Raw genomic sequence first — 10,837 nt, 5'->3', positions numbered from 1 at the left:
CCTCGCCGCCCGCCTCGCGGCGCTCGACGCCACCGCCGCCCGCCTCGCCGGCGAAGACGCCGCGGTGGTCGCCGGCGCCGAGGAGGCCGCCGCGGCGCTCGCCGCGCTGCCCGATCCCGCGAGTTTCGAGGCGCCGATCGCGCTCGCCCGCGGCCGGGTCGGCGAAGGCCGGGCGGTGGTCGCCGAATTCGGTGCCGTCGCCCGGGGGCTCGCCCGCGAGGTCGAGGCCCGCCGCCGCCGGCTCGAGGCGATCGCCCGGGAGCGCAGCGGCTGGGTCGGCCGCGCCGCCGCCGCCGCCGATCAGATCGCCGTGCTCGCGGCGCGGCGCGACGAGGCGATCGGCGAACGCGACGATCTGGTCGAACGCCCCGCCGATCTCGAGATCGAACGCGCCCGCCTGCGCGACGCCACCCTCGGCGCCGAGGCCGAACGCGCCCGCGCCGCCGACGCCTTGGCGATGGGCGAGCGCACCCAGGGCGACGCCGATCGCGCCGCCCGTCAGGCGCTCGATGCGCTCGCCGCGGCGCGCGAGGTCAAGGGCCGCGCCGAGGAACGCCTCGCCGCCGCCGCCGCCCGCCGCAGCGAGATCGAGGCAGGCATAGCCGAGGCCTTCGCGGTGGCCCCGGCCGGCCTGGTGGCGCTGGCCGAAATCGACGTCGACGCGCCCTTGCCCGATGCCGAATCGGTCGATCGCCGCCTCGACCGGCTGCGCCAGGAGCGCGAGCGCCTCGGTGCGGTCAATCTGCGCGCCGACGACGAGGCCCGCGAGGTCGAGGAGCGCCGCGACCGCCTGCTCGCCGAACGCGACGATCTGGTCGAGGCGATCCGCCGCCTGCGGCTCGGCATCCAGACCCTCAACCGCGAGGCCCGCGAGCGCCTGCTCGCCGCCTTCACCACCGTCGACGGCCATTTCCGCGCCCTGTTCACCCACCTGTTCGGCGGCGGCGAAGCCGAGCTGCAACTGGTCGACGCCGAGGATCCGCTGGAGGCGGGCCTCGAGATCATCGCCCGCCCGCCGGGCAAGAAGCCGACCACCATGACGCTGCTGTCGGGCGGCGAGCAGGCGCTGACCGCGCTCGCCCTGATCTTCGCGGTGTTCCTGACCAACCCGGCGCCGATCTGCGTCCTCGACGAGGTCGATGCGCCCCTCGACGACGCCAACGTCGAACGCTGCTGCGATCTCCTCGACGCCATGGTCGGCCAGACCGACACCCGATTCATCGTCATCACCCACAATCCGATCACCATGGCCCGCATGGATCGGCTGTTCGGGGTGACCATGTCGGAACGCGGCGTCTCGCAGCTGGTCTCGGTCGATCTCGAACGCGCCGAGAAGATTCTCGCGCCGGTCTGAAGCATCGCCGCACGAGGCTTTCGCAGCCCCTCCGGGGAGGGCTTTCGCCGCAGTGCGAAAAACTTTCGCTCGAGAGCAAAAGTTCTAGACATTTCATGAGTTTAAACTAAAGTCTGGTGTTCTTGACAGGGGTCTGACGCGCAACTATGGTGCGCCCGGCTTCGACGTGGGGCGCCTCCGGCGTCCTCTGCTGCGATGCCGTCGACGCGAAAGCGGGGAGCGGGACCATGGTCGATCGACCGGACGGTGACCACCCTCGGCCGAGCACCGGCGGGGATCGGGCGGAGGGGGGCGAGGGGGCTCCCGAGACGAAGCCGGCGCTCGCCGCACGGCTCGAGCGCCTCGGCGCGAGCCTCGAGGCGCACCGTTCGGAAGTCGCGGCGGCGAAGGCGAAGGGGCGACCCTCCGGCTTCGGCCAGGCGATCAAGATCGCCTCCGAGTTCGTCGCCGGCATCGTCGTCGGGGCCGCGCTCGGATGGGGGATCGATCGGGCCCTGGGGACCTCGCCGTGGGCGTTGATCGTGTTTCTGCTCCTGGGCTTCGCGGCCGGCGTCCTGAACGTCCTGCGTGCCGAGGGCAAGGTCGCCGATGCCGGAGCGCGCCTGCGCGCCGCCGGCGCCGAAAAGTCGAGGTCGCCGTCGGAGCCCTCCGACGAATGACCATCGCCTAATTTCGCAGATCGCGCCGGCCGTCCGGCGTGCTATGCGGAACGTCGGAGAATCGAGCGGCACGGTCGGGGGCGATCGTGACGTGTGAGAGCGGGCCGTCCGGCGCGCGTCGGGTTCGCCGGGTTCGCGAGAACCGGTGGCCGAAGAGAGGTGGGGACTGACAGGTGGCAGCCGACAAGGTCGATCCGATCCATCAGTTTCAGATCACGAAGCTCGTCCCGATCCACGTCGGGCACGTGGATCTCTCCTTCACCAATTCGTCGCTGTTCATGGCGGCGACGGTGATCGTGGCGACGCTGTTCCTGGTGTTCGCCTCCTCGGGGCGCTCGCTGGTGCCGGGGCGCTGGCAGCTGGTCGCCGAGATGTCCTACTCCTTCGTCGCCAATACCCTGCGCGACGCCGCGGGCAAGGCCGGGATGCAGTTCTTCCCGATGGTCTTCTCGCTGTTCATGTTCGTGCTGGTCGCCAACCTGCTCGGCATGATCCCCTATTTCTTCACCATCACCTCGCACATCATCGTCACCTTCTGTCTGGCGATGCTGGTGATCGGAACCGTGGTGGTGTTCGGCATCTGGAAGCACGGCTTCCACTTCTTCGGCCTGTTCGTGCCGCAGGGCGTGCCGATGGCGCTGGTGCCGCTGGTGACGATGATCGAGGTGATCTCGTTCCTGTCGCGGCCGATCAGCCTCTCGGTCCGTCTCTTCGCCAACATGCTGGCCGGACACATCACCCTCAAGGTCTTCGCGGGCTTCGTCGTGACCCTGTCGGCGGCCGGCGCGGTCGGCGTCGCCGGGTCGATCCTGCCGCTCGCCATGGCGGTGGCGCTGACCGCCCTCGAATTCCTGGTCGCCTTCCTGCAGGCCTACGTCTTCACCGTCCTGACCTGCATGTACCTGAACGACGCGATCCACCCCGGCCACTGAGCCGGACGGTCGCGATCCGAGACCTACCCCTCCAGTACTCACCGAAGGAGCATTCTCATGGATCCGCAAGCTGCGAAGTACCTCGGCGCCGGTATCGCCACCCTCGGCATGGCCGGTGCGGGCATCGGCCTCGGCACCATTTTCGGCAGCTACCTCGCCGGCGCGCTGCGCAACCCGGCCGCCGCCGACGGTCAGTTCGGCCGCCTGATCTTCGGCTTCGCCGTGACCGAAGCGCTCGGCATCTTCTCGCTGCTCGTCGCGCTGATCCTGCTCTTCGCCTGATCGCCCGACGCCGACGACGACCCGTATCCGGCCGTCCCTGGTGACGGCCGGCGACGCATGGGGTCTCACGCGAGGTGCGCGAGGCCGGATCATCCGGGACGGTCACGATGGCAGAAACAGCCCATACCACGGCCGAAGTGCAACACGGCGGCGGACACAGCGGCGTCTTCCCGCCGTTCGATTCGACCACCTTCGCCTCCCAGATTCTCTGGCTGGCGATCACCTTCGGTCTCTTCTACGTGCTGATGGCCAAGGTCGTGCTGCCGCGGATCGGCGGCATCCTCGAGGTCCGGCACGACCGGATCGCCGGCGATCTGGAAGAAGCCAACCGCCTCAAGGCCGAATCGGAAGCCGCCGGCGCGGCCTACGAGAAGGCTCTGGCGGAAGCCCGGCGCAATGCCCAGGGCATCGCCGCCGAGACCCGCGCCAAGCTCGCCGCCGAGGTCGATGCCAAGCGCCACGCCGCCGAGGCGGGGCTCTCCGGCAAGATCACGGAAGCCGAAGCCCGCATCGCCGAGATCAAGACCAAGGCGCTCGGCGAAGTCGACGGGATCGCGGTGGACACCACCGAGGCCCTGATCGCCGCGCTGATCGGTGAACAGGTCGGACGCGACGACGCCGTCGCGGCGGTCGCCGCCGTCACCGGCAAGTGAGGAGACCGACATGGACGCCACATCGCTCGCCACGTTCTGGGCTCTCGTCTCGCTGCTGATCTTCTTCGGCGTGATCGCCTATCTCAAGGTTCCGGCCAAGATCGGCACGGCGATGGACGCCAAGATCGCGGCCATCGAAAGCGAGCTGGCCGAGGCCCGCACCCTGCGCGAAGAGGCGGTCGCTCTGCTCGCCGCCTTCCGCCAGAAGGCCGCCGACGCCGAGCTCGAGGCCCAGTCGATCGTCGCCGAGGCCAAGGCCGAAGCCGATCGCCTGACCATCGAGACCAACAAGGCGCTCGAAGACCTGATCGTGCGGCGCACCCGCGCGGCCGAATCGAAGATCGCCCAGGCCGAGGCCCAGGCCGTCGCCGAGGTGCGCGCGCTCGCCACCGACGTCGCGGTCGCCGCCGCCGAACGCATCCTGGCGGCCCGCGCCGCCGGCCCGACCGGCGCCGATCTGGTCGCCAAGGGAATCGCCGAAGTCGCCGCCAAGCTCAACTGAGCCGGCAGACGACACGGACGACGCCTGCGAACCCGCACCTTCGAAAGGAGGGGCGGGTTTTCTTTTGCGGGGTGCGCAGGCTGCGATCGGATCGATGCGGGTCGATCCCATCGGCGGATGCGGGTCGGGCTCGCGCGACGGCGATCCGCGACCTGCATCGCCGCGATCGGCAGGCCGCCGTCAAAGGCCGCCCGTGCGGGCGATCGCCTTGGCCACCGGTGCGAAGCTCCGGCGATGGATCGGCGAGGCGCCGAGCCGCTCGAGCGCCTCGAGATGGGTGGCGGTGCCGTAGCCCTTGTGCCGTTCGAAGCCCCAGCCGGGATGGTCGACCGCGGCCAGCACCATCAGCCGATCGCGGATCACCTTGGCGACGATCGACGCCGCGGCGATCGACATCGACCGGCCGTCGCCGCCGATCACCGCGGTGCCCGGGCAGATCAGCCCCGGCGGCACGTCGACGCCGTCGACCAGCACGTGCTCGGGCGGGTTGGCGAGGCCGGCCACCGCCCGCCGCATCGCGTCGAGGGTCGCCTGGCGAATGTCGGTCGCGTCGATCCGCGCCGTCGACGACAGCGCCACCGCAACCTCGTGCCGGGCGAGGATCTCCTCGAAGAACCGCTCGCGCGCGGCTTCGGAAAGTTTCTTGGAATCGTCGAGTCCGACCGGCAGGCGGGTGGGGTCGAGCACCACCGCGGCGCACACCACCGGTCCGGCCAAGGGCCCGCGGCCGACCTCGTCGACCCCGGCGATCCGCCGGGTACGCGCGCCGAGCTCGCGTTCGAGCGTGAAATCGGGAAGCACCCGCGGCAGCCGCTTCGCCGGGCGGGCGGTCGTGTCGGTCGCCATGACTCAGGCCTCCGGCAGGCGCAGGGCGCCGCGTTCGTCGAAGGGGAAGCCGGGATTGTCGGCGACTTCCCACAGATGCCCGTCGGGATCGGCGAAATAGCCGGAATAGCCGCCCCAGAAGGCCCGCTCCGGGGCCTTGACCAGCCGCCCGCCGGCCGCCACCGCCCGGGCGATCGCCGCGTCGACCGCCGCCGCCCCGGTGACGTTCCAGGCCAGCGCGAGGCCGCGGAAACCGTCGCCCATCGCCGCCACACCGGCGTCGTCGGCCAGTGCGGCGCGGCCGTAGAGGGCGAGGATCACCCCGTCCATGTCGAAGAAGGTGACCGCTGCTTCGCTCGGCGCGCCGCGGACGAGCCCGAGCGCCTCGTAGAAGGCGGTGGCGGCGGCGACGTCGGCAACCCCCAGGGTGACCATCGACAGACGCAGGGACATGGGAAACTCCGTGAGCGACGGCGCCGGCCGGGCGCCGGGTGTCAGAACAGGCTGAGTTGGATACCGGAGGCGGTCGGCGGCGTGAAGAGGTCGGTGCGCAGCGCCGACCGCTGGACCCGGTCGAGCCCGAGCCGTTTCATCGCCACGTCGAAGCGCAGCTTCAGGGCCGCCGCATAGGGGCCGGTGCCGCGCATCCGCTTGCCCCAGTCGGCGTCGTAGTCCTTGCCGTCGCGCATCGAGCGCAACAGCGACAGCACGTGGCGATAGCGGTCGGGGGCGTGGTCGAGCAGCCAGCCCTTGAAGATCTCCGAGACCTCCAGCGGCAGGCGCAGCACGATGTAGCCGGCCTCGCGCACGCCGGCGGTGGCCGCCGCCTCGAGGATCCGCTCGAGCTCCGGATCGGTCAGCGCCGGAATCACCGGCGCGACCATCACCCCCGTGGGGATGCCCGCGGCCGCCAAGCCCGCCAATGCCGCCAGCCGCCGCTCCGGGCTCGCCGCCCGCGGCTCCATGGCGCGGGCCAATTTGCGGTCGAGGGTGGTGATCGAGATCGCCACCTTGACCAGACCGCGCGCCGCCATCGCCGAGAGGATGTCGAGATCGCGCAGTACCAGGGCCGACTTGGTCAGGATGGTCACCGGATGGCCGGTGCGTTCCAGCACTTCCAGCACCTCGCGCATGATCCGCCAGCGCTTCTCGACCGGCTGATAGGGGTCGGTGTTGGTGCCGATGGCGATCGGCTTCGGCTGATAGCCGGGCCGGCCGAGCTCCTGTTCGAGCAGGCGCGCCGCGGTCGGCTTGGCGAACAGCCGGCTCTCGAAGTCGAGCCCCGGCGACAGCCCCATGTAGGCGTGGGTCGGACGGGCGAAACAATAGGAACAGCCGTGCTCGCAGCCGCGATAGGGGTTGATCGAGCGATCGAAACCGATGTCGGGCGAGGTGTTGCGGGTCAGGATGGTCTTGGGCTTCTCGATCGTCACCGTGGTCGCGAAGGGCGGCAGATCGTCGGCGCTGCCCCAGCCGTCGTCGACGGTCACGCGGGCTTCCGATTCGTAGCGCCCGCTCGGATTGGCCACCGCGCCGCGGCCACGCCGGCGCCGATCGTCGACCGCGACGACGTCGCTCGGCGCGGCCTCGGCGAAGCCGCCGGCCCCGCCGCCGTCCCCATCGTCGAAGCCGGTGACGACGTCCGGCCGCGGCGCCGATTCGACGTCGGCAGGGCCTCGCCCCCGCGCAGCGGCGGTGCGGCGACGCGGTCTCGACGGGGAGGGGGACTCGCTCTCGACCTTCATGCCGGCATCATCCGACAGAGAAGAGAACAAGACAAGAACATTTGCCGCGGCGCGCAATTTTTCGGCCGTCGATCGGCTGGTCGATCGCGAAATCAATGTGTAAGAGACGATTGTCCTTCCCGACGGTGCCGCCCGGCGCCGCCGGGGTCCTCGTACCGGGCCCAAGGCGTCGCGCGGCATGTTGTCCGTCGTCATTCCGACCCGCAATTCCGAAGAGGGGCTGGCCCGTACGCTGGCGTCGCTGGTGCCGGCGGCGGCCGAAGGCGTGGTCCGTGAGGTGGTGGTCTGCGACGACGCCTCGACCGACGGCACCCGCATCGTCGCCGATGCCGCCGGCTGCACCCTGGTCGAGGCCTCGGGCGGCTGGCTGCGCCGCGTCGAGACCGGCGTCGCCGCGGCGCGCCGCGCGCCGTGGTTCGCCATCCTCGCCCCCAACGTGTTCCTCGAATCCGACTGGTTCCGCGAGGTCGCGTCCTTCGTCGACCGGGTCGAGCGCCGTGGCCGCGCCGACGTCGACGTCGGCTGCTTCCGCATGGGCTACGACGCCTTCGGCTGGCGGGCGCGCTTCGCCGAGCGTCTGGTGGCGATGTCCGGGGCACTGCTCGGCCGGCCGTTGCGCGAGCAGGGCCTGGTGGTGTCGCGCCGCCACTGGGAGCGCATCGCCGCCCGCATCGCCGATCGTTCCGCCGGCCACGGTGCCGTGGTGGCGCGCATTCCCCGCCGCGCCATCCGGGTGCTGCGCGCCGACGCCGTGCTGCTGACCAACGGCGACGGCGACGACGGCACCCCGTCCTACGGCCGCCTCGCCCGCATCGCCGGCACGGCGATCGGCCTGCCGCTGCCGACCGACGGCTGGCGCGAGGACTGATCGCTTTCCGCGCGTCGCGACGGGTCGACGCGGCGGACGAATGCGGCGATCATGGCGGCATGGACATCGCCTCCCTCTTCGACGCAGCGCTCGCCTGGATCTCCGATCACCGGGCCTGGGCCGGCGTGGTCTATGGCCTGATGGCCTTCGGCGAATCGATGGTGGTGCTCGGGGTGCTGATCCCGGCCACCGGCGTGATGATGGCCGCCGGGGCGCTGGTCGCCGACGGCACGCTGCCCTTCCTCGATCTGTGGATCGGCGGTGCGGTCGGCGCGGCGCTCGGCGACACCGTCTCCTACCGCATCGGCCGTTGGCTCGGCCCCGGCGTCCACCGGATCTGGCCGTTCTCCACCCGCCCCGAGATGCTCGCCGCCGCCGAGCGTCTGTTTGCACGCTGGGGCTGGATCGCCGTGGTGGTCGGCCGCTTCATCGGTCCGCTGCGGGCGAGCATCCCGACCGTCGCCGGCATGGCGGAGATGCCCGCCGGCCTGTTCCAGGCGGCCAACATCGGCTCGGCGATCCTGTGGATCCCGGTCCTGGTGTTCCCCGGCACGATTCTCGGATGGGCCTGGGCGCTGGCCGGCTCGGGCGACACCGCCACCGCCGCGTGGGTCGCCGGTGGCCTCGTCGTCGCGGTCGTCGCGGCGTGGGTGGCTTGGCGGCGCTGGTCGCCGGCCCTGTTCGCCCCGCCGCCGGATGGCACGTAGGATGGATCGAGCGTCGTAGGGTGGATCGAGCGCAACGAGTTCCACCGGCCGAGTCCGCGACGGATCCCGGCCCCGCCGCGCTTCCGGACGCCATCACCGCCGCCGGTGCGAGGCGCTGCGCGCCATGCACCCCACGGCACGCACCCCGCACCCCGCGCCCCGCACCCGACACGACCCGCGTCACATGTTCGGGTAGTTCGGCCCCCCGGCACCTTCCGGCACCGTCCAGGTGATGTTGTGGTTGGGGTCCTTGATGTCGCAGGTCTTGCAGTGGACGCAGTTCTGGGCGTTGATCACGAAGGTCGGCTGCCCGTCCTTCTCGACCCACTCGTAGACCCCGGCCGGGCAGTAGCGCGTCGACGGCCCGGCGAAGACCGCGAGTTCGCTTGTGGTCTGCAGCGCGAGGTCGCGAACCTTGAGATGAATCGGCTGATCCTCCTCGTGGTTGGTGTTCGACAGGAACACCGAGGACAGTCGGTCGAACGAGATCTTGCCGTCGGGCTTGGGATAGACGATCGGCTTGAAGTTCGCGGCCGGCTTCAGACTCTGGCTGTCGCGCTTGCCGTGGTCCATCGTGCCGAAGAACGAGACCCCGAACAGCTGGTTGGTCCACATGTCGAGCCCGCCCAGCGCCACGCCGAGCACCGTGCCGAACCGCGTCCACAACGGCTTGACGTTGCGCACCGGATAGAGATCGCGGCCGACGTCGCTCGTCCGCCACGCCTCTTCGATCTCGATCGGCTCGTCGTGGGCGCGACCGGCGGCGAGCGCCGCGGCGATCTTCTCCGCCGCCAGTTCCCCCGACAGCATGGCGTTGTGGCTGCCCTTGATGCGCGGCACGTTGACGAAACCTGCCGAACAGCCGATCAGCGCGCCGCCCGGGAAGGTCAGCTTCGGCACCGACTGCCAGCCGCCCTCGGTGATCGCCCGCGCGCCGTAAGCCAGCCGCTTGCCGCCCTCGAACACCTCGCGGATCGCCGGATGGGTCTTGAACCGCTGGAACTCTTCGAAGGGCGACAGATAGGGGTTCTCGTAGTTGAGGTGGACCACGAAGCCGACCACCACCTGGCCGTCCTCCATGTGGTAGAGGAACGAGCCGCCGCCGGTCTTCAGATCGAGCGGCCAGCCGAAGGAATGCTGGACCAGCCCCGGCTTGTGCTTCTTCGGATCGACCTGCCACAGTTCCTTGATGCCGATCCCGTATTTCTCGGGGCAGCGGCCCTGGTCGAGCCCGAACTTGGCGATCAGCTCCTTGGCCAGCGAGCCGCGCGCGCCTTCACCGATCAGCACGTATTTGCCGAGCAGCGCCATGCCGCGGGTGTAGGAGTCCTTCGGGCTCCCGTCGCGCCCCACCCCCATGTCGCCGGTGGCGACGCCGATCACCGTACCGGCCGCGTCGTAGAGCACTTCGGAGGCCGCGAAGCCCGGATAGATCTCGACCCCGAGATCCTCGGCCTTCTTGGCCAGCCAGCGGCAGACGTTGCCCAGGCTGACGATGTAGTTGCCGTGGTTGTTCATCAACTTCGGCATCAGGAAATTGGGGATGCGGATCGAGCCGCCGGGGCCGAGCACCAGGAAGTGGTCGGCGGTGACCGGGGTCTTGAACGGATTGTCGGGATCGTCGCGCCAGTCGGGGAACAGCCGGTCGATGGCGATCGGATCGATCACCGCACCGGACAAGATGTGGGCGCCGACCTCCGAGCCCTTCTCGAGCACCACGACGGAGATCTCGGTGCCGCTCTCGACCGCCATCTCCTTGAGGCGGATCGCCGCCGCGAGACCGGCCGGCCCGGCGCCGACGATCACCACGTCGAATTCCATGCTCTCCCGCTCGGGAAGGTCCGCCGCATCCATGCCTTCGGGCTCCTCGTCTCGACCGTGCCGCCTGCCGCCGCCGCCGTCCCGGGCCGAACCGCGCGCCCTGCCCGGCGTCCGGGCCGGCGGTCCGATCCGCCGGTCGGCCGCCGTCGCTCGCGCGCTTCGGAGTCGCCAGGAGGGGCGCCGATCGCTATGCTCCTTCGACCCCTTAGACGCTTTGTCGCCTTCCGCCAAGGTAGATTAAAGTGTCGTATACGGAATGAAACGGCATGGATGTGCGATCCGATCCGACGATCGCCCTGCTCGACTGGTATCTCGCCGCCGGCGTCGACGTCGCGGTGGACGATGTCGCCGTCGATCGCTTCGCCGCGACCATCCGTGAGGCCGCCGAGGCCCGCGACGCCGCGGCGCGCGATCGCTCGGCGGCGGTCGCTCCGCCCCCGGCCCGCCCGCCCGAGCGCCCCGCCGAGGCCCGCGAGGCCGCCGAGCCGC

At 70.7% G+C, this 10,837-nt stretch carries 11 protein-coding genes and 2 pseudogenes; 9 read left to right on the top strand and 4 right to left on the bottom strand.

Annotation, left to right across the window (positions count from 1 at the left end; genetic code table 11):
* The 6 genes and pseudogenes from EYW49_RS22280 to EYW49_RS22255 all read left to right on the top strand — a co-directional run.
* Window positions 1–1,354, top strand: a pseudogene (locus EYW49_RS22280) (chromosome segregation protein SMC); the annotation flags it as partial.
* A 227-nt stretch (window positions 1,355–1,581) separates the two neighbouring features.
* A complete protein-coding gene (locus tag EYW49_RS22275) occupies window positions 1,582–2,013 on the top strand; it encodes an AtpZ/AtpI family protein (RefSeq protein WP_131311882.1) in 432 nt (143 codons plus the stop codon).
* Between the two features lie 173 nt (window positions 2,014–2,186).
* Window positions 2,187–2,945: a F0F1 ATP synthase subunit A gene (locus EYW49_RS22270; protein WP_131311880.1), complete on the top strand. Its 759-nt coding sequence runs from the start codon at window positions 2,187–2,189 to the stop codon at window positions 2,943–2,945.
* 57 nt (window positions 2,946–3,002) lie between these two features.
* Window positions 3,003–3,227 carry a F0F1 ATP synthase subunit C gene (locus EYW49_RS22265; RefSeq protein WP_131311877.1) on the top strand — a complete coding sequence of 75 codons (225 nt, stop codon included), beginning with the start codon at window positions 3,003–3,005 and terminating at the stop codon, window positions 3,225–3,227.
* A gap of 74 nt (window positions 3,228–3,301) precedes the next feature.
* The gene (locus EYW49_RS22260) at window positions 3,302–3,880 is read left to right on the top strand and encodes a F0F1 ATP synthase subunit B (RefSeq protein WP_228259715.1); all 579 of its coding nucleotides are present in this window, start codon (window positions 3,302–3,304) and stop codon (window positions 3,878–3,880) included.
* 10 nt (window positions 3,881–3,890) lie between these two features.
* The gene (locus EYW49_RS22255) at window positions 3,891–4,382 is read left to right on the top strand and encodes a F0F1 ATP synthase subunit B family protein (RefSeq protein WP_131311873.1); all 492 of its coding nucleotides are present in this window, start codon (window positions 3,891–3,893) and stop codon (window positions 4,380–4,382) included.
* A gap of 180 nt (window positions 4,383–4,562) precedes the next feature.
* On the opposite strand, the gene EYW49_RS22250 is transcribed toward EYW49_RS22255, so the two are convergent.
* The 3 genes from EYW49_RS22250 to EYW49_RS22240 are packed head-to-tail and all read right to left on the bottom strand — an operon-like array spanning window position 4,563 to window position 6,952.
* The gene (locus EYW49_RS22250; protein WP_131311871.1) at window positions 4,563–5,228 is read right to left on the bottom strand and encodes a ribonuclease HII; all 666 of its coding nucleotides are present in this window, start codon (window positions 5,226–5,228) and stop codon (window positions 4,563–4,565) included.
* 3 nt (window positions 5,229–5,231) lie between these two features.
* Entirely contained in the window at window positions 5,232–5,660 is a 429-nt protein-coding gene (locus tag EYW49_RS22245) for a VOC family protein (protein WP_131311869.1), read from the bottom strand.
* Between the two features lie 41 nt (window positions 5,661–5,701).
* Window positions 5,702–6,952 (bottom strand): PA0069 family radical SAM protein, encoded by a 1,251-nt coding sequence (locus EYW49_RS22240; RefSeq protein ID WP_131311867.1) that lies wholly within the window; start codon window positions 6,950–6,952, stop codon window positions 5,702–5,704.
* A gap of 178 nt (window positions 6,953–7,130) precedes the next feature.
* Here EYW49_RS22240 and EYW49_RS22235 point away from each other — a divergent pair, with 178 nt between their 5' ends.
* Window positions 7,131–7,820 (top strand): glycosyltransferase, encoded by a 690-nt coding sequence (locus tag EYW49_RS22235; RefSeq protein ID WP_131311865.1) that lies wholly within the window; start codon window positions 7,131–7,133, stop codon window positions 7,818–7,820.
* 59 nt (window positions 7,821–7,879) lie between these two features.
* Window positions 7,880–8,527: a DedA family protein gene (locus tag EYW49_RS22230; RefSeq protein ID WP_131311863.1), complete on the top strand. Its 648-nt coding sequence runs from the start codon at window positions 7,880–7,882 to the stop codon at window positions 8,525–8,527.
* 180 nt (window positions 8,528–8,707) lie between these two features.
* Here EYW49_RS22230 and EYW49_RS22225 read toward each other — a convergent pair whose 3' ends face one another.
* Window positions 8,708–10,381, bottom strand: coding sequence for an electron transfer flavoprotein-ubiquinone oxidoreductase (locus EYW49_RS22225; RefSeq protein ID WP_131311861.1), 1,674 nt, complete (start codon window positions 10,379–10,381; stop codon window positions 8,708–8,710).
* A gap of 233 nt (window positions 10,382–10,614) precedes the next feature.
* On the opposite strand from EYW49_RS22225, the pseudogene EYW49_RS22220 reads away from it, so the two are divergent.
* Window positions 10,615–10,837: pseudogene (locus EYW49_RS22220) on the top strand (uracil-DNA glycosylase); the annotation flags it as partial.

The organism is Siculibacillus lacustris (assembly GCF_004328075.1).
GTDB lineage: Bacteria > Pseudomonadota > Alphaproteobacteria > Rhizobiales > Ancalomicrobiaceae > Siculibacillus > Siculibacillus lacustris.
This window is presented reverse-complemented; position numbering and strand designations above follow the sequence as displayed.

Excerpts from the sequence above, each read along its gene's own strand:
- EYW49_RS22250 (WP_131311871.1), bottom strand. The coding sequence starts at position 5,228 with ATGGCGACCGACACGACCGCCCGCCCGGCGAAGCGGCTGCCGCGGGTG.
- EYW49_RS22275 (WP_131311882.1), top strand. The coding sequence starts at position 1,582 with ATGGTCGATCGACCGGACGGTGACCACCCTCGGCCGAGCACCGGCGGG.
- EYW49_RS22245 (WP_131311869.1), bottom strand. The coding sequence starts at position 5,660 with ATGTCCCTGCGTCTGTCGATGGTCACCCTGGGGGTTGCCGACGTCGCC.
- EYW49_RS22230 (WP_131311863.1), top strand. The coding sequence starts at position 7,880 with ATGGACATCGCCTCCCTCTTCGACGCAGCGCTCGCCTGGATCTCCGAT.
- EYW49_RS22265 (WP_131311877.1), top strand. The coding sequence starts at position 3,003 with ATGGATCCGCAAGCTGCGAAGTACCTCGGCGCCGGTATCGCCACCCTC.
- EYW49_RS22255 (WP_131311873.1), top strand. The coding sequence starts at position 3,891 with ATGGACGCCACATCGCTCGCCACGTTCTGGGCTCTCGTCTCGCTGCTG.
- EYW49_RS22225 (WP_131311861.1), bottom strand. The coding sequence starts at position 10,381 with ATGGATGCGGCGGACCTTCCCGAGCGGGAGAGCATGGAATTCGACGTG.
- EYW49_RS22235 (WP_131311865.1), top strand. The coding sequence starts at position 7,131 with ATGTTGTCCGTCGTCATTCCGACCCGCAATTCCGAAGAGGGGCTGGCC.
- EYW49_RS22240 (WP_131311867.1), bottom strand. The coding sequence starts at position 6,952 with ATGAAGGTCGAGAGCGAGTCCCCCTCCCCGTCGAGACCGCGTCGCCGC.